This window comes from Clostridium sp. Ade.TY, from assembly GCF_000498355.1.
Classification (GTDB): Bacteria; Bacillota; Clostridia; order Clostridiales; family Clostridiaceae; genus Clostridium.
On record NZ_AVSV01000029.1, the window covers coordinates 226,293 to 245,097 of the forward strand.

Annotated in this window: 19 protein-coding genes; 1 reads left to right on the forward strand and 18 read right to left on the reverse strand. The window is 28.3% G+C overall.

The window, feature by feature from the left end; genetic code table 11:
- Positions 1 to 11: 11 nt before the first annotated feature.
- The 12 genes from O212_RS0112680 to O212_RS0112735 form a co-directional block, all read right to left on the reverse strand.
- Entirely contained in the window at positions 12 to 1,031 is a 1,020-nt protein-coding gene (locus O212_RS0112680; protein ID WP_024615473.1) for a sugar kinase, read from the reverse strand.
- A gap of 4 nt (positions 1,032 to 1,035) precedes the next feature.
- Positions 1,036 to 1,677, reverse strand: coding sequence for a bifunctional 2-keto-4-hydroxyglutarate aldolase/2-keto-3-deoxy-6-phosphogluconate aldolase (locus tag O212_RS0112685; protein WP_024615474.1), 642 nt, complete (start codon positions 1,675 to 1,677; stop codon positions 1,036 to 1,038).
- 1 nt (position 1,678) lies between these two features.
- A complete protein-coding gene (gene kduD, locus O212_RS0112690; protein WP_024615475.1) occupies positions 1,679 to 2,458 on the reverse strand; it encodes a 2-dehydro-3-deoxy-D-gluconate 5-dehydrogenase KduD in 780 nt (259 codons plus the stop codon).
- A 15-nt stretch (positions 2,459 to 2,473) separates the two neighbouring features.
- A complete protein-coding gene (locus O212_RS0112695) occupies positions 2,474 to 2,752 on the reverse strand; it encodes a preprotein translocase subunit YajC (protein ID WP_024615476.1) in 279 nt (92 codons plus the stop codon).
- Positions 2,753 to 2,757: 5 nt separating this feature from the next.
- Complete coding sequence (locus tag O212_RS0112700; RefSeq protein WP_024615477.1) at positions 2,758 to 3,168, reverse strand: PTS mannose transporter subunit IID; 411 nt, start codon at positions 3,166 to 3,168, stop codon at positions 2,758 to 2,760.
- Positions 3,169 to 3,214: 46 nt separating this feature from the next.
- Positions 3,215 to 4,027, reverse strand: coding sequence for a PTS system mannose/fructose/sorbose family transporter subunit IID (locus O212_RS0112705; protein WP_024615478.1), 813 nt, complete (start codon positions 4,025 to 4,027; stop codon positions 3,215 to 3,217).
- Positions 4,017 to 4,811, reverse strand: coding sequence for a PTS mannose/fructose/sorbose/N-acetylgalactosamine transporter subunit IIC (locus O212_RS0112710; protein ID WP_024615479.1), 795 nt, complete (start codon positions 4,809 to 4,811; stop codon positions 4,017 to 4,019). Before O212_RS0112710 ends, O212_RS0112705 begins: the two co-directional genes overlap by 11 nt.
- Positions 4,812 to 4,882: 71 nt before the next feature.
- A complete protein-coding gene (locus O212_RS0112715; RefSeq protein WP_024615480.1) occupies positions 4,883 to 5,377 on the reverse strand; it encodes a PTS sugar transporter subunit IIB in 495 nt (164 codons plus the stop codon).
- Between the two features lie 14 nt (positions 5,378 to 5,391).
- Complete coding sequence (locus tag O212_RS0112720; RefSeq protein WP_024615481.1) at positions 5,392 to 6,582, reverse strand: glycoside hydrolase family 88 protein; 1,191 nt, start codon at positions 6,580 to 6,582, stop codon at positions 5,392 to 5,394.
- Positions 6,583 to 6,605: 23 nt separating this feature from the next.
- On the reverse strand, positions 6,606 to 7,436 hold the full coding sequence (gene kduI, locus O212_RS0112725) for a 5-dehydro-4-deoxy-D-glucuronate isomerase (protein ID WP_024615482.1): 831 nt from the start codon (positions 7,434 to 7,436) through the stop codon (positions 6,606 to 6,608).
- 559 nt (positions 7,437 to 7,995) lie between these two features.
- A complete protein-coding gene (adhE, locus tag O212_RS0112730) occupies positions 7,996 to 10,623 on the reverse strand; it encodes a bifunctional acetaldehyde-CoA/alcohol dehydrogenase (RefSeq protein WP_024615483.1) in 2,628 nt (875 codons plus the stop codon).
- Positions 10,624 to 10,703: 80 nt separating this feature from the next.
- Positions 10,704 to 11,447 carry a hypothetical protein gene (locus O212_RS0112735; protein ID WP_024615484.1) on the reverse strand — a complete coding sequence of 248 codons (744 nt, stop codon included), beginning with the start codon at positions 11,445 to 11,447 and terminating at the stop codon, positions 10,704 to 10,706.
- A 191-nt stretch (positions 11,448 to 11,638) separates the two neighbouring features.
- Here O212_RS0112735 and O212_RS0112740 point away from each other — a divergent pair, with 191 nt between their 5' ends.
- Positions 11,639 to 11,968: a HesB-like protein gene (locus O212_RS0112740; protein ID WP_024615485.1), complete on the forward strand. Its 330-nt coding sequence runs from the start codon at positions 11,639 to 11,641 to the stop codon at positions 11,966 to 11,968.
- Positions 11,969 to 12,064: 96 nt separating this feature from the next.
- Here the strand turns inward: O212_RS0112740 and O212_RS0112745 are convergent, their stop codons facing one another.
- The 6 genes from O212_RS0112745 to O212_RS0112770 all read right to left on the reverse strand — a co-directional run bounded on the left by O212_RS0112745 (position 12,065) and on the right by O212_RS0112770 (position 18,410).
- Positions 12,065 to 12,742 carry a hypothetical protein gene (locus O212_RS0112745; protein WP_024615486.1) on the reverse strand — a complete coding sequence of 226 codons (678 nt, stop codon included), beginning with the start codon at positions 12,740 to 12,742 and terminating at the stop codon, positions 12,065 to 12,067.
- Positions 12,743 to 12,851: 109 nt separating this feature from the next.
- Complete coding sequence (locus tag O212_RS0112750) at positions 12,852 to 14,195, reverse strand: VWA-like domain-containing protein (RefSeq protein ID WP_024615487.1); 1,344 nt, start codon at positions 14,193 to 14,195, stop codon at positions 12,852 to 12,854.
- 101 nt (positions 14,196 to 14,296) lie between these two features.
- Complete coding sequence (locus O212_RS0112755; RefSeq protein ID WP_024615488.1) at positions 14,297 to 15,379, reverse strand: AAA family ATPase; 1,083 nt, start codon at positions 15,377 to 15,379, stop codon at positions 14,297 to 14,299.
- A gap of 13 nt (positions 15,380 to 15,392) precedes the next feature.
- The gene (locus tag O212_RS0112760) at positions 15,393 to 16,142 is read right to left on the reverse strand and encodes a hypothetical protein (protein WP_029699378.1); all 750 of its coding nucleotides are present in this window, start codon (positions 16,140 to 16,142) and stop codon (positions 15,393 to 15,395) included.
- A 460-nt stretch (positions 16,143 to 16,602) separates the two neighbouring features.
- Positions 16,603 to 17,394 (reverse strand): GTP pyrophosphokinase family protein, encoded by a 792-nt coding sequence (locus O212_RS0112765; protein ID WP_024615490.1) that lies wholly within the window; start codon positions 17,392 to 17,394, stop codon positions 16,603 to 16,605.
- A 326-nt stretch (positions 17,395 to 17,720) separates the two neighbouring features.
- Positions 17,721 to 18,410 carry a metallophosphoesterase gene (locus O212_RS0112770; protein ID WP_024615491.1) on the reverse strand — a complete coding sequence of 230 codons (690 nt, stop codon included), beginning with the start codon at positions 18,408 to 18,410 and terminating at the stop codon, positions 17,721 to 17,723.
- Between the last annotated feature and the right edge of the window lie 395 nt (positions 18,411 to 18,805).

Consider the following 18,805-nt stretch of genomic DNA (forward strand, 5'->3'; position numbering starts at 1 on the left):
AGCTTTTAAATTTATCTATTTACACTTCCCAATGTTTTATTGTTAATTAAATTCAGTATTTCTTCTTCTCTAGCTAAACTAACATCACCAATTTGTGCATGCTTTAAAACGGCAGCTGCAACTCCAAATTCAACAATATCACATTTATCCTTGATGCCTTTTTCTAGCATTTTTGCAATAACACCTGATGCAAACGCATCTCCACCACCAATTCTTGAAAGCATTTGGAATTCATATTTAGGAGATTTATAAATTACTCCATCTGAATATAAAACGCCTGTTAATGAATGCATATTTGATGTGTCAGCTATTCTTAGTGTAGTTGCTAAATTTTTTACTCCTAATTCGTTAATCATATAGCTAAACTTATCTTTTAAAATTTCATCCGTAATTTTTTCTTTTGCAGGATCTAAAAATTTAAATTCATTTGGATTTTTTGTAAGCCATCCAAAACATAAGTAACTATCTTTAACTATTGGAGTTAATATATCTAAAAATTCTTTATAATCTTTAAATAATTTTGCTCTATAATTTAAATCTACACTTATTTTTATTCCTCTTTTTTTTGCTTCATCAACAACTGCTTTTCCTAAAACTCTTGTCTTTTCACCAAGCCCAAAAGTTATTCCTGAAACATGTAATAATTCTACATCTTCAAATATTTTTTCAAAATCTAAATCTTCAACCTCAAGTTCAGTAATTGATGAATTAGCCCTATCATATATTACATTGGCACTTCTTGCTCCATACCCTTCTTCGTAGTAATATATTCCAAGTCTATCCCCCTTGAATATAATATTATCACAATTAACCCCATGAGACATAAGAAAGGCTTTGGCTGAGATTCCGATAGTATTATTCGGTACTGCTGATATTATATTTGTATTTACTCCTAAGCTTTCAAGACCTACCGCTACGTTAGCTTCTGCTCCTCCAAAACATATATCAAAACTATTTGTTTGATCTAATCTTAAGTTGTTTGGAGGCGTTAATCTCATTAATAATTCTCCTAACACTAAAACCTTTCCCATTTTTTTATACCTCACACTTCCTTATATCTTTAACTAATTTAATATACTTCTCTGTTTCTTTTTTAACTTTTTCTGGATCACTTAATTTTGTTATAGCACTACCTATACTAACAATTTCAGCTCCATTTTTAAACCATTCCCCAATATTATCGTAAGATACTCCACCAGATACCATTACTCCTATATCTTTTATAGGGCCTTTAATATCTTTTATTATTGAAGGTTTATAAGCTGATCCTGGGAATAATTTTATAACATCTACTCCACATTCTCTAGCTTCAACAATTTCTCTTATTGTAAAACAGCCTGGTATATATGGAACCCCATATCTATTACACATTATAGCTGTTTCTTTATTAAAACTAGGACTTACAATAAACTCTGCACCTTTTAATATTGCAAATCTTGCTGTTTCAGCATCTAATACTGTACCTGCTCCAATTAAAACATCATCACTTTTATTAGCTGTTAATTCCTTTAGTACTTCATCAGCATCTTTTATAGTAAAAGTTACTTCTATAATTTTGCATCCACCTTCTATAGATGCTTTCGCTACTTCAATTCCTTCTTTTGCTGTATCAGTTCTTAAAACTAATACAAAAGCTTCTTTTCCTATAGTAGCTAATTTATTAATTTTTTTAATCATACTATCTTACAAGCCATCCGCCATCTACTGCGATAACGTGTCCATTTATGTAGTCTGATGCCTTACTTGATAAGAATACTACAGTTCCCATAAGGTCTGAAACTTCTCCCCATCTTTCAGCTGGAATTCTTCCTAATATTTCAGCATTTCTCTTTTCATCAGCTCTGATTGGTGCAGTGTTTGCAGTTTTAATATATCCAGGTGCAATAGCATTAATTTGTACATTGTGAGGTGCTAATTCATTAGCAAAAGCACGAGTTATTCCAACTACTCCATGTTTAGAAGCTGTATATGGTGGTACAAACTTACCGCCTTGGAATGATAACATTGAAGCTATGTTTATTATTTTTCCATGAGCTTGTTCTACCATTACTTCAGCTACTCTTCTTGAAAGATAATATACAGCATTTAAGTTAATATTCATAACTGCTTCAAAATCTTCATCTTTGTACTCAAGAAGTGGTGCTCTTCTGATAGTTCCTGCATTATTAACTAATATATCAATTTTTCCATATACATCTAAACAAGTTTTAACAACTTCTTCTCTAGTATCCTTTTTAGTTAAGTCACCTTTAACGAAGATTATCTTTCTTCCTGCTGCTTCAACTAATTCTTTTACTTCTTCTACATTATCATCAAATGTAGTTACTAATAAGTCTGCTCCTGCTTTTGCTAATGCTTCAGCATAAGCCATTCCTAGTCCTGTATTTCCTCCAGTAACTATTGCTACCTTACCATTTAAATTGAAAAAATCTAATGAAAAATCTTGTAAATTACTCATATATGTTCCCCTCCACTATTCTTTTAAAGATCCAATAATGCTTGCTTTATCAATTTCAATTATTACATCTTTTGCTATTTCTAGCTTTATTATGTTTTTATTCATTCCTTTTATTCTTCCATAAATGCCTGATATAGTTACAACTTTATCATTTATTTTTAAAGAAGAGAGAGACTTTTCTCTCTCTTCCTCATTTTTAGCCATTTTCTTTTTATTAAGTATAGGGCTTATTAAAAGCACTACTACAGGATAAAGTCCAAGAAGTATTATTAATATCCAAATTGCCTTATCCATAATAATTAAGCAATATCCTTTCTGCACATAACAGTTGCCATGTCTTTAAGGCCTTCTAATGAAGAGTCTATTACTGCTTTAATATCTTCATCTGATTCTATAACTAATGTTTTCATTACAATATCAAGGATACATCCAACTGATACTCCACCAATAACATATTGATCTTCGCTTCCTTCATTTAAAAGAACTTCTCTTGATGTTATTTGGAAAGGTGCACCTCCAGTTATATCTGCAAAAATTATTAACTTTTCATGCTCTTTAACATATGAATTAACTATTTCAGTGAATCTTTCATGAGCTAATTCTTCATTTAAATTGATTGCATCAATTCCTTCATCAACTCCAGTTAATAACTTTATAGTTGATTTTATTCCTGATCCATATTCTCCGTGTCCTACAATTAAAATCTTCATTTTACATAACCTCACTAAACTTTATCCTAATTTTTATTTTTATTTTTTATCCAATTATTCCAAGTACTGATCCAACTACACCAATAACTATTGTTAAAGCTACTACGTGGTAAGTTGTCCATTTACGTTTCTTGATTAAGTAGAATACTAACATTGTAAATAATGCTGGTAATAATGCTGGTGCTATTTTGTCTATCATTTCTTGAATAGCAACTATTTTTTCTTTTCCATCTGGCATTGCTGCTGCATACTTAATTGGTACACCTATTTTTACGAATGAAACTGCAAGTCCTGAGATAACAGTTACACCAATCATACTAGCGATTTTTGAGATTTCTCCCATTTTTTCACTTAATGTTTCTATAACGCTTGTACCTAATTTGTATCCCCATAAACCGGTTAACAACTTAATAGTTAATAGTATTCCGTTCATTGCTAAGAAGAATAGTATTGGTCCTGCAACTAATCCATCTTGAGCAAGTGATGCTGCAATTGTTGAGAATAATGGTGCTAAACAGAATTGTGATAATGAATCACCTATACCTGATAATGGTCCCATTAAGGCCATTTTTATACCTCTTATTTCATCACTTGGTGTACCTGCTTCAAGCATAACTAAGTGTAAACTTGTGATGAATGGTAAAAAGTGTGGATTTGAATTAAAGAATTCTATATTTTCATCTAATGTATTTTTTAATCCATCCTCATTATTTTTATATATTTTCTTTAAGGCTGGATACATAACGTTTGCATATCCAAGTCCTTGATAGTTACCATAGTTAAATCCGTTTTGTAAAAAGTATGATCTTAAAGATACTTTTACATAATCACTCTTTTTTAATACCCCTTTAGATGCCATCTTCAAACACAACCTCCTCATCATCATTTCCATCGTTTGAGTTTCCGTTGCCTTTAGTTCTATAGAACTCCATTAAAGCAAACATTGTTCCAACGAATGCAACTCCCATTACTGGTAATTGTAAGTAAGCTACTGCTATATATCCTAGTAATACAAATGGTATAAGTTCTTTCTTTGCCATAACTGTTAAAATCATTGCAAAACCTACTGCTGGTAACATTTTACCTGCAACTGATAATCCTGTAATAAGCCATGCTGGTATAAGCTCGATAACCATCTTTAATCCTTCTGCGCTATAAGCTCCAGCGAATCCAATAATAAATCCAACTACTGCAAATACTACTACTGTTGCGTTTGCAGCTACTCTAAATTGACCAAATTTCTTTTTATCTAATCCTTTTTTTGCATATGAAGTTAATCCTGTTGCAAAAGTATAAGTTGCTGTAATTAAGAATTGGAATGCTACTGCGAATGGGAATGATAATGCAAGTGCAGTTGCTGTATCCATTCCAGCTCCTTTCATTGTGATAGCCATAATTGTACCAACAATTCCAGGTCCCATTGGGTTTGGTGGCACTGTTCCACCTGCTCCAACTCCGAATCCCATAAATGCAAGTTCACCAACAGCTCCCATTGCAAGTCCAGTTGGTATGTCACCTAAAATAATACCTACTCCAAATGATAAAATGATACAACGATTTGTATAAATACCTAATAGCATACCTGATAGACAAAATGCTGTCCATAATCCTATCAACGTACATTGAATAATTGATATTTCCATTATATATACCCTCCTATTTAATTTATATATAACCTCCTAAAATCTCTTTTAGGAGGATTTTTACTTAAAAATTAATCTAAATATTTTGTTATATCAACTTGAACAGCTCCGTCATTACCTGAAGGTGTAGTTTTTGTATTAAACTTAATTCCATATTTTTCTGATAATTCTTTAATTGCAGCTTTATCTTCTTTACCTAAGTATATAGAACGAGTTACTTGCTCTTTTCCTTCTCCGTTATGTATGTTTCCTAAGTTTATTTCTTTAACTGGAACTCCTCCAGCAATTAATTTTAATGCATCACTTGGTGTTTTACATACTATAAATATTTTTTGTTTAGGTGATGCTTTAAATATAATTTCACATGTATGCTCTATTGAGAAAAATCTCATAGCTACTGATTTAGGTACAACTGTTTTCATTAGTGTTTGTTGAATTTTATCTTGACTAGCTTCATCGTTTGCAACTATTACAGTATTAACTCCTAAAGCGTTTAACCACATTTGACCTTGTCCGTGGATTAATCTCTCGTCAACTCTCATCATTTCAATATTAGGTGTATTCATATTAACCTCTCCTTTTACCAATATAATTCCCAATCTTTATAAAATCTCATTAATGCTTCTAAGTAATAATAGTCTCCCCATATATTACCTTCGTCTACACCTTTACCTGAATGCCATGAGTAAACTCCGTGTAATAAGACCGGTTTTCCTTCTCCAACTTCTTTATTTGTATATTTATCCATTAGAGTTCTTAGTATATTGTGCATTGCATATTTATATACTTCTTTATCTTCATCTACTTCTGGAAGATATTTATTCATTTCATGCATACCACATACTGCAATTGCTGCTGCTGATGAATCTCTTGATTGATCATCTCCATCACCAAAAATTAAATCCCAGTAACAAATATTATCTTGTGGTAATCTATTTAAGAAATAGTTTGTCATTCCTTTGTATAAATTAAATGCATGAGTATTTTTTGTACTTCTATAATTTAGTGGTATTCCATATATACCCCAAGCTTGTCCTCTAGCCCAAGCTGAACTATCATTATAACCTTGTCTAGTTACTCCTTTTACTGGTTCTCCAGTTTCTGGATTCATATAGAAAGTGTGGAATGCTGAAGCATCATCTCTTATAACATAGTTACATGAAGTTTCAAAATGAGTTTCTGCAATATTTCTATATTTACTATCCTTAGTTACATCTGTCGCCCAATATAATAATGGAATATTTAGTAAACAATCTATTATAAATCTATAATGATCTTTGTTTCCAAGTTCTCCCCAAGCTTGAATAAATCCACCTGGTTCTTGATATCTTCCAATTAATTTATTTGCAGCTTTTATTGATGCTTCTTTTGCAACTTCTGAACCTGTTAATTTATATGCACTAACACATGATAGTGAATAAAGGAATCCTAAATCATGGTGATCTATTTCTATATCTTTATCTACCCTATTTTTAAATGATAAAACATTTTTTTCTGCTAACTCTCTATATTTATTATCTCCTGTATACTCATAAGCAAGCCATAATAATCCTGTCCAGAAACCATCTGTCCATTCTATATTCTCAATTATTGGATATATGTTATTTTTAGTTGCTGAGTATGGAAACTTATCTTTAAAATAATTCATATTAGCATCAATTTGTTTAATAACGTTTTCTATAGCAGTTTTAACCTCTTCTTTAGTTAAAAGTTTTGTATTTAAAAACTCTTCTCTTTTTTTAATTCTCTCTACATTTATACTTTTAATCATATATATCTCCTAAAGTTTACTTACTATCTAAGTACGTCCATTTTTACTTCGTCCATATCTGTGAATGTTTGGTTTTCTCCACACATTCCCCATATGAATGTATAATCACTTGTTCCAACTCCTGAATGAATTGACCAACTTGGTGATATTATAGCTTGTTCACCTTTTACTACTAAGTGTCTAGTTTCTGTTGGTTCTCCCATGAAGTGGAATACTCTTGTATCATCTTCCATATCAAAGTAGAAGTAAACTTCCATTCTTCTTTCATGAGTGTGACATGGCATTGTGTTCCAAGCACTTCCTTCTTCAAGTACTGTCATTCCCATTAATAATTGACAGCTTTCACATACATTTGGATGAACATATTGATATATTGTTCTCTTATTAAGTGTTTTACTATCTCCAAGTTTAACTGGATTTGCTTTTTCTATTTCTATTTTTACTGTTTTGTACTCTTTGTGAGCTGGTACTGAGTTTAAGTAAAGTTTTGCTGGATCTTCTGGATTAACTGATTTGAATTTTACTTCTTTATTTCCTTTTCCAACATATAATCCATCTCTTCTATTTAATGTGTATTCAACACCATCAATTGTTACTATTGCAGGTCCGCCTATATTTATTAGTCCAAGTTCTCTTCTTTCTAAGAAATAGTCAACTCCCATTCCTTTACCAGCTTCTAATGTAAGCTCTTTGAAAACCGGTTTAATACCTCCAAATATAATTCTATCTACATGGCTATAAGTTAATTTTATTTCATCATCTACGAAAATTTCTTCTACTAAGTAATGTTTTCTTAACTCCTCTGTAGTATATTTTTTTGAATCCTCTGGATGATTTGCATATCTATATTCCATAATACCCTCCTACAAACTACTTATTGGTAAACCGATTTTTGAAAACCGATTTACTTATCTTATGAGTTTATTATATTTATTATTGAAAAGGTTGTCAATATGTTTCTCGCATTTATTTTTAAGATTTCGTCATTATTTTTATTAAGTATATTGTATATATTTCAATAATCTAGTATTTACATATCAAATCTTTAATTAGAGCCTATATTTTATTAAAATTTATTTAAATATTTATATTTATGATATTAATTTTTATATCAACAAATTACTAAAAAGATTATAAAAAACTACATAAAGGAAGAAATTATATATCATTTATATATCTTTATAGAATATTTTAAAGTTCTATTTTAACTTTATTAAATACATCTTTATTTTTTCTTTATATTCTTCACTTTCTTTAAAGTAGACTCTACTTTCTCCAATAAGAAATCTATACCTTATACATTATATATAAAAATGAAACTTCATTTAAAACATCTATTTAATTACAATAAAAAAGAGATTACTTAAAATTAATTAGTAATCTCTTTTTTTAAATTATTTATGTATTTTTAAATTAAACTTCTGTCATATCTTTTTTTGCTGGTTTTGTATCTTTTTTTCCTTCATATGCATTTATGTACATTTGTTTTATTTCACTCATAAGAGGATATCTTGGATTTGCTCCAGTACATTGGTCATCAAATGCCTGCTCAACCATTTCATCTAAAGTTGCATAGAACTTATCTTCTGAAACTCCAGCCTCTTTTATTGATTTTGGCATTCCAACAGTATTATTTAAATCATCAATAGCTTTTAATAAGCTATCAACTTTTTCATCATCATTATTTCCTGGAAGTCCAAGATAAGCTGCTACTCTTGCATATCTCCACTTAGCATTTGGATATTTATATTGTGGGAATGCTGCTTGTTTTCTTGGCGCATCTTCTGCATTAAATTTAATTACTTCTTTTATTAATAAAGCATTTGCCATTCCATGTGGTATATGATGGAATGCTCCAAGTTTATGAGCCATTGAGTGACAAACTCCTAAGAAAGCATTAGCAAATGCCATACCAGCCATTGATGCTGCATGAGCCATTTTTTCTCTTGCTTTTACATTTTCTGCTCCATTTAAATATGAAACTGGAAGATATTTAAATACTAATCTTATTGATTCAAGCGCTAATCCATTTGTATATTCAGAAGCTAATACTGAAACATAAGCTTCTAAAGCATGAACTAAAACATCAATTCCTGATGCTGCTGTAAGTCCTTTTGGCATACTCATCATAAGTGCTGCATCAACAATAGCCATATTTGGAGTTAATTCATAATCAGCAAGTGGATATTTCACACCTGTTTCTTCATCTGTTATAACAGCAAATGGAGTAACTTCTGATCCTGTTCCTGCTGATGTTGGAATTGAAACCATCATAGCTTTCTTTCCAAGCTCTGGGAACTTAAATACTCTCTTTCTTATATCCATAAATCTCATAGCAAGTTCATCAAATTTAACATCTGGATGTTCATAAAGAACCCACATTATTTTTGCTGCATCCATTGGTGATCCGCCACCAACTGCAATTATTACATCTGGATTAAATGAAAGCATTTCTTTAGCACCATTTTTTGCAGCACCAAGGGTAGGATCTGGTTCAACACCTGTAAATACTTTAAATTCAATATCACAATCTTCTAATATCTCTCTAATTTCATCTGTATATCCAAGATCAAATAAAACTTTATCAGTTACGATGAATGCTTTTTTCTTGCCCATTTCACATAGCTCTTTAAGAGCAATTGGAAGACATCCATATTTAAAGTAAGTTTTTTCAGGAACTCTAAACCAAAGCATATTTTCTCTCCTCTCAGCCACACTCTTAACGTTTAATAAATGCTTAGGACCTACGTTCTCTGAAACTGAGTTTCCTCCCCATGATCCACAACCAAGAGTTAAAGAAGGTGCTAATTTAAAGTTAAATATATCACCTATCGCTCCTTGTGATGAAGGCATATTTACTAAAGTTCTTGCTGTTTTCATTGTTGCACCAAATTTATCAATTCTATCTCTTGATTTAATTTGGTCTGTATAAAGTACTGATGTATGACCAAAGCCACCAAGTTCTATAAGTCTTGCTCCCATCTTTAATGCTTCATCAAAAGTTTTAGCTCTATACATTCCAAGTATTGGTGATAGTTTTTCATGTGAAAATGGTTCTTCAAGTTCAACTGATTTTACTTCTCCAATTAAAACTTTTGCATCTTTTGGAACTTTAACTCCAGCCATTTGAGCAATTTTATATGCTGATTGACCAACAATAGCTGCATTTAATCCACCTTTTTCATTTAATATAACTTTTCTTACTTGATCACATTCTCTATCATTTAAAAGATAAGCTCCTCTATCCATAAGCTCACTTCTAACTTCGTCATAAACTTCATCTAAAACTATAATACTTTGTTCTGATGCACATATAACACCATTATCAAATGTTTTTGAAAGTAAAATAGAGTTAACAGCCATTTTAATATGTGCTGTTTCATCAATAATTGCTGGAGTATTTCCAGCACCAACACCTATAGCTGGTTTTCCTGATGAATAAGCTGCTTTAACCATTGCAGGTCCACCAGTTGCTAATATAATATCAGCTTCTTGCATAACTTTTTGAGATAGTTCTACTGACGGCTCATCAATCCAACCAATTATGCCCTCTGGAGCCCCTGCTTTAACTGCTGCATCTAAAATTATTTGAGCAGCTTTAATTGTAGCATTTTTAGCCCTTGGGTGAGGTGAGATAATTATTGCATTCCTTGTTTTTAAAGATATTAAAGCTTTAAAAATTGCAGTTGATGTTGGATTTGTAGTTGGAACTATAGCTGCAACTACTCCAATTGGTTCTGCAACCTTTGTAATTCCAAAAGTTTTATCTCTCTCTATTATTCCACAAGTCTTCATATCTTTATATTGATTATAAATATATTCAGCTGCAAAATGATTTTTTATTACTTTATCTTCTACAATTCCCATCCCACTCTCTTTAACAGCTATTCTTGAAAGTTCAATTCTAGCATTATTAGCAGCCATTGCTGCAGCTCTAAAAATATCATCTACTTGTTCTTGAGTGTATGTTTGAAACTTTTTTTGAGCAGATCTTAGCTGTTCCATTCTTTTCGCTAGTTCTTCTGAATTAGTGACCTTCATAATAATTCCTCCTTAGCTTTATTTCTTAAGCCTTATTACACTTTAATAGTTTTAGAATTATTATGATAATTTATTCATTTTTACTTATTAAGTTCTTCTTTAAAATCCTCTAAAATTTTAGATACAACATTACCATTTAATTGTTTATACCATTTTAAGTATCCTGATTCTTGAAGTGCAACAAATATGTGCTTACTTAAATCCATCCAAATTTCCGGAATATAAACCCATACAATTTCTTCGTATCTACAACTTAATAAAAAATGTTCTACTCCCCAAAATACATAATCAGTTATTTTATGTGCTTTCATAAAATGTTTATAATCTGAAACAACTTTATCTGTTAATTTATATTCGTATATATCAACATAAAAATAATCAAATGTTTCTCCTTTTGCTTTAAAAGCATCCTCGTTGATTATTTTTATTTTTTCATTTTCTCCAAAATTATTTTTATAAAGATCTATAATATCTTTTTCAAACTCATATACTATTATCTCTTTAACTTCATCTCTCTTTGCCATCTCTTGAACAGTAAATCCAAGTCCAAGTCCAACAACTCCAACTCTTCCATAAGCATTTTTTATAATTCCATAAGTACTTTCAACTTCCCTAAAATCCAATCTCATCCAATACTTATCTCTGCCTATAAGTTCAAAAAAATCTAACTCTATACCTTGTTCATTATCATAAAGATATCCTTCTGTATTTTCAAAAGGCCCCTTTCTCTTAACTATCTTATGATCATTTATTTGCCCTTCTTTTAATACTTTGTTATATTCTTTAATTTTCTCTACTACAAATTTTTTTACATATGGTTTCACTAAAAACCATCCTTTCTACATTTATTACTCTTTCCTTACTTAATAATAAATTCGCCTTAAAACTTAGTATACCTTTATTTTTTAAAATTTACATAAATTTTTTAATTCTGACTGGTTTACTTTGAATTAAATTGTGTTATAATATATTATAAGTTTAAAACTAAAATTAATTATAAGGATAGGTGAAATAAATGAAAAACATAACAATAAGCGAAGCAGCTTACAATGAATTCAAAGAATTTTTAGATGAAAATAAAGTTGAAAGTTATAATATAAGAATAAACTTAGCAGGAATGGCTTGTAGTGGTCCAGTATTCAATATCACTGTTGAGGAAGCTAATGATAATGATGTTGTTGAAACAATAAATGAAGTAAACTTCATTATGGAAAAATCATTAATAGATGAATTTGGTGGATTTATATTACTTTCATCAGAAGAAAACAACGGAAACGGATTAAGCTTAAAACCAGTAATCGCTCCAGAAGGTGGTTGTGGTTCATGTGGTGGTGGATGTCACTAATCCATCAAAAAAGGATGTCTTAAATAATTTAAGACATCCTTTTTATTTTAAATTTAAAAATATTCAAAACTAAACTTACTATTTAAAATTAAGTTATTATTTTATTATTTTTGTAATAGCAACATCCTTAGTAAAGTCATAATCTGTATAAGCTTCATTTATTTGATTAATTTTATTTAACATATCAATCCAATATTTATTTTTTACAGCTTTTCCTTCCTTGTCTTTACCTTCTAAACCACTTAATTTTTTATCATTAAACTCTTTATAAAAATTCTTAGTTTTCTCTGATAAATTTTTCATAACTTTAAAATCTTGCAAATCTTTTCCTGAAAGACTTAATTCATTAGCTTCAGTATTCATTATATTATTTAAACTGTTTTCTAAATAATTTTCTATTCTTGAATAAACTTCATTTTGTAATATTGAACTTGTATCTATTTTTTTCTTAAAAAATAAATTTGAGTAATTTGAATTATAATAATTATAATCATCCCAAAGTTCAATTAAGCATTCGGAAATATCACCATAATTTTTATATAAAGTTAATACCTCTTCATTACTAATCTTTTTTATTTCAATTGATTTGTTTAATATATCATATATTTTATCATTACTAATTTTTATACTTTCAATATTTTTGTATGAATTAATACCTACTCTATGTTCATATCTACTATTATTTAAATACATTATTATATTAAATATAAAACTTACAAAAATTATTAATACAAGTAACGTTAAATACTTATTATGTTTTTTTAATTTATGCATATTAACACCCCTTATAATTTATATATTAACATAAAGGACATATTTTTTCTATTAACTTAACAATTTTAAACATTTATTTATTTTTATTACAATTTTTTATATATAAAAACTACCTTGCCCAATCATGTATTACTCCTCTAATCATTTGAAGAGCAGCATCCCCACTTTCAGATTTCTTTATAGTTTTATTTATATGCTTTATTGTTCCAAAAGGTTTTTTAAGTGAAAGGTTACAATCTCCTGTTATTACCCATATAACATTTTTTATATTTGGTTTTATAGTAAGCTCTTCTTCTCCTTCTCCGTCAGTAAAATAAATTAAAATTCTATCTTGAAGCCTATTATCTTTAATATATTCAAACACCTTAGAAAATTTAGTTGCACCATTTTTCTTACTTCTATCTTTAATATCTCTTGGTGTTTTTATATCATATACCCTTCTTATTTCATCATCACATTCTATAACTTTTATTTTATTTACTCTACTTCTTGTTATAGAAAGTATTTCAATCATTATTTTATGTACTTCCTCATCACTCATACTAGCACTTATATCTATTGCAACAATAACTTCCGGAATGGAATCACGTAAAACTCCTCTAAGGTCTACTCTATTAGGTTGTCTTCTATCTCTCCTAACAGTAGTTTTTTTATATCCACTCTTTACAATTGGAAGAAGTCTTTTTAAAGTATTTTTCCAATCAATTTCTTCTTTTTCTTTATATCCTTTAATAATATCTAATATACTTTTTGGAGTATCTCCTTTTGCTGAACTTATAGCAGTCTTTTTTGTAAGTTCTTTTACTCTTTCATTATCTATCTCAATATTTTCCCAAATATCATGAGCTGTTTCACTGTCATATTCTCTTTTTACTTTATCACTATCTTTTTTTGATTTATTTTTTGATATTCTCTTTTTAATAGCCTTATCTATTTCTTTTGTATAATATTCAATAGACTTATCTTCTTTAAGTTCAATATTATATTCCATAGATACAGCTTGAAGCCTCTTACAATCCATTGGAAGATGTTTTATAAACTGATTTACTGATATATCCATAGCAACACTTACAGCTTCTTTACTATAAGTATTTTTAAGTTCCTTTTCTCTTTCATAATGATTAAACATTATATGATATATTTCATGTTTAAAAAGGGCCCCCATTTCTCTTTTTGTATTATTTAAAAATAATATTGGATTAAAAAACATTTTAAATCCATTTAAAGTAGGAGTTGTTGCAAGCGGCCAAGATATATCAAGTTTTATATCTCTATCAACTTTAAGCATAAAATTACCAAAAAAACTATCTTCCTCTTCAATTTCATTTATTACTATTTTTTCTATCAAGCCAAAAAATTCTCTTTTAAATTTACTTGAAACATCATTTATATTTTGAAATTCAAGAGCCTCTTTTAAAAGCAAATTTCTTTTATCATCAAAACTTGTATCCATACCTTTCCTCCTACTTAAGTTTATGGTGTTATATTAAAAATTTATACTTCTAAAAAGTCATTTAAATAAAAATTTAGAATTTAATTAATAACAAAATAAACTTAAACATAAATATCAAAAAATGCATCTAAAAACTCATCTGTATCAAGAAGAGCTTCATAGACTTTTTTATTTCCTTCCTGCTTAACTTCCTTCATTATTCCAAGTCTTAAATCTCTTGGATAACATTTTAAAACTTCTCCAAATATAGAAAGTTCACTGTTAAATGAATTTAAAGCTTCTAAATATAACAAGCTACTCTTAGCTAATATATAAAGTCTTGAACTATTTTCGCTATATAATCTCTCTTTAATATTTTCAGGTAATATATCAAACCTAAAAATTTCTTCTGGCTTAATCATAGGTTTCTTTTTATTATTTATAAAACTTGCAAAATCAGTTGATATATTAACTCCTAAATTTCCTTTAACTGTACTTAAAAATACATCAAATGAATATCTTTCTTTATTATTTTTATAAACTTTATAAGCTTTAGATACTCTTTCATAACTTCTAGGGGTAGCTTTAATACTTTCATTTGAATTTGGAGTATTTAAATATTCTGGAAATGTACTTATAAATTCAATAACATCTTCATCAATATTCCCCTCTTTGCTCATTGCCCACTTAATCCATTCTTTAACATCTACTTCCATATCAAGCCAAACAAATCTATCTTCTTGTGCTGGATCCATATCAACAACTGCATATTCACTATCTCTATAATTATCATATTTATTTGATGGATTCATAGCTGCAAGTATTTTAACTTCACTATTAAGGCTATATCCATTTATTTCTCTATTCAAAATTAAATTCATAAGCTCCTGTTGAACAGCATGCTCACATCTATTAAGCTCGTCAATAAATAACAATACATTTCGTCCATTTTCTATAAGGTCTGAAATTTTAGAAAGTTTATCATGTGTTGCATAAACAGTTCTTCCTCTTACCACTGTTGGAAGTCCACCTATTTCCCCTTCCTTTAAAAGATTTGCATCTATTGTAACAAGAAAATAATTATTTTTCTTTGCTATTTCTCTTGCAAGTGCAGTTTTTCCTATACCACTTTCTCCAATAATAAGTGGTACATCATTTGAAGCCATAACTAACTCTGCTGCACTTAAAACATCTGAATATCTCATTTTGTCTACCTCCCTAAAGCTTACAATCCACTAAAAGTTTTTTTGTTTCTTTATCACCATATTTCCTTATAAAAGAAACTTTATCCATTTCTAATATTTCTAAATCCAAAAAGTTTTTCATATACTCTCTTGTCATTTCACCTTTATCTAACTTTTCAATTAATACATCAACAACAAGTTCTGGATCTATACTTTCATAAAGATACTTAACAACATTTATATTATCTTCTATAAAAAGCTTCATCTCATCATAAGAATATCCTGCTATATAATTAATAGCTTCCTCATCTTTAATTACAGAAAGTCTCTTTACTTTAAGGGTTGGCTTTTCTATAAATCTTATAGCTCCCCAATAGTTTAATACAGCTGCTTCTTGTACTTCTTCTGAAGGATTTTCAATATACTTTATTGCATCATAATCTTTATTTACAGCCAACAATTTAAGTTCTTCTGAAGGATTTTCTACATATTGAATTGCCCATCCTTTTGATTTAACAGCTTCCTTTATAATTTTTTCATTTGGATTTTTTATATATTTTAAAGAATTCCATAAAGCCCTTACAGATGAAATTGCAACTTCTTCATCTAAGTTATCAATATACTCTATTGCTAGCGGATCACTTTTTACAGCAAGTCTTTGAAGCTCAACTTCTGGATTTTCTATAAATTTAATCATCATACCATTTCCTCTAAGAGCTACCTTTTTCATATCTTCTGTAGGATTTTCTATTTCAGCAATTCTCATAGGATTTTGTTCAATCATTTTTATTAATTCTTTTTCATTTAAATCAACGTCTTTCACTATAACACCTCTTAATCACTAATACGTATCTCTATAACAACTTAAAAATCTAATGTTTATTTTAAATTAATTTATAATATATACTATTTTCTAAAGATAAATTATTTAATCTAAATATTATAAATTTAAAAATACACTTAAAATAAATTTATTTTAAACTAATTAAAAATCAAAACTCATCTAAAAAACAATTATTCAAATTAATTATTTATTAATAATTATTATTTATAAATTATATCATTTCTTACCATTATACTCAACATTATCTTTTTAAAAAAATCTATTAATTTAAAATATAATTTTATACTTATTATAATTTTATATTAATATGTAAATACTTATCAAATTTTATTAATTTTCCTTTTTAAATAATAAAAAAACTAGATACCTTTTTAAAAAGTATCTAGACTATTTTTAAATATTAATCTTTGTATTTATCTATTTCTTTTTTTATTAAATATAGAAGATTATTAAGTTCCCAAACATCTCCGTCTTCTATTAATTTATTTAATGATTTCTCATATCTGCTTGCCTCAGGTATTTTTCCTAAAGATATAAGAACTAATATACTATTCATTATATCTGAGATTATTCCTGATTTAACTTCAAATAACTTTTGAGCATCTTTAATTTCATCTTTTATCTCAAGCATTTCTTCATCAAGTTTAAATGCAGCATCTGCAGCACTTTTAAGTTTTTTCTTAAGTTCAACAGGAATTTGCTGCTTATACTTATAGTTTAATGAATGCTCTATAGTTGCCCAGAAATTCATAGCAAGAGTTCTTATTTGAAATTCAGCTAATATATCAACTGGCCCCTCTGCCATATTTACTGTATACTTAATTATCATATGGTAGCTTCTATATCCACTTGATTTTACACCTCTTACATAATCCTTCTCATAAAGGACTTGCATATCACGTCTTCCCCTTAAAAGCTCAACAACCCTGTCTATATCATCAACAAATTGGCACATAACTCTTATCCCTGCTATGTCTTCCATTTCATATCTTATTCTATCAACAGGAATCCCAAATTTATTGGCTTTTTCTAATATACTTGCAACTTCTTTAACTCTTCCAGTTACAAATTCAATTGGAGAATATTCTTTTTTCTTTCTGTATTCTTTTCTTATACTTTTTAGTTTAACTTTTAGTTCATCTACTGCCTGATCATAAGGCACTAAAAAACTCTTCCAATCATTAATAGCCATTAAAATAACCCACCTATTCCTTATTACTACACTATATTATACCAAAAACTAAACTTTATGTGATATACCATTTATAATTAAAATTATGTTAACTGATTAAAACTATTAAACAGTATAAATTACTTATTTTATTTTTAGCATAATAAAGAGCTAAAAATAAAATTTTAGCTCTTTATCAATATAATATATTCATTAATATTTTTATTCTGTAGTTACGTTTTAAACTATTATAAAATTTTATATAAAACTGTATTACTAATTTATCAAATATTAGAATTTAAATAATTAAAAACTATATTACAATGAAAATTCACTTAAAATATAAACTATTCCTTTATAAACTTAGGATTAAAACATATAAAGTCAGCTGCTGTCATTATATATTCTACCCCATCAAATTCACCTTCTAGTACTCTATTTAAACATTTTCCATGAAGATGTCCATATATAACCTTCTCAACACCATACTCTTTACATATTTCAGTAAATTGTGATGATTCAAACTTTTCATTTGTTGGAGGATAATGAAGCATAACAATAAATTTATTAAAACCTTTTTTCTTTGCTTCATCAAGTGAAAGTTTAAGTCTTATTCCTTCTCTTGCATATATTTTTTCATCATGAGCTGTAAATCTTTCAGTACCTGGACATATCCATCCTCTTGTACCACAAATTGCATAATCTCCATACTCATAAAAATTATTTTGCAAAAATTTAGTGTTCTCAAACATTTTATTTAGTTTGCTAATACTTCCCCACCAATAGTCATGATTACCTTTTGATATAATTTTTCTTCCTGGAAGCTTGTTTATCCAATGAAGGTCTTCTTCACTTTCATCTGATTTCATTGCCCAAGATATATCTCCAGCAATTAAAACAGTATCTTCTTCTTTTATTTTTGATAACCAATTTTCTCTTATTTTTTCATGGTGATCCTTCCAATGTTCTCCAAAAATATCCATTGGTTTATCACCACTTAACGCCAAATGTAAATCTGATATAGCATATAAAGCCATGTCTTAAAATCACCTTTCTATATATCTATATTTATCTATAAATAATGCATTTTATTAACTTATTCTATAAAAAATCAATAAAAAATTATTAATTCATACAAAAAATCACTCTATATAGTATACACTATATTAATATTTTCCTATCATTTTATAAGTTACTAAATATTATATCATTATATACTTATCTTTTTCCAATGAGTTTGTAAATATGTTAAAAAATAAAGTCTTCATACACTTTGAAGACCTTATTTATATAAACTTATTTTATTCTTATTAAGTATTAAAATTTATATTATTTTAACCTAAAAGTTTTTGATAAAACTTTTTATTCTTAAACTTAAATATAAAAAAACCTTGATAGGTAAAATACCAAGGTTTTTTATAAATAAAATTTA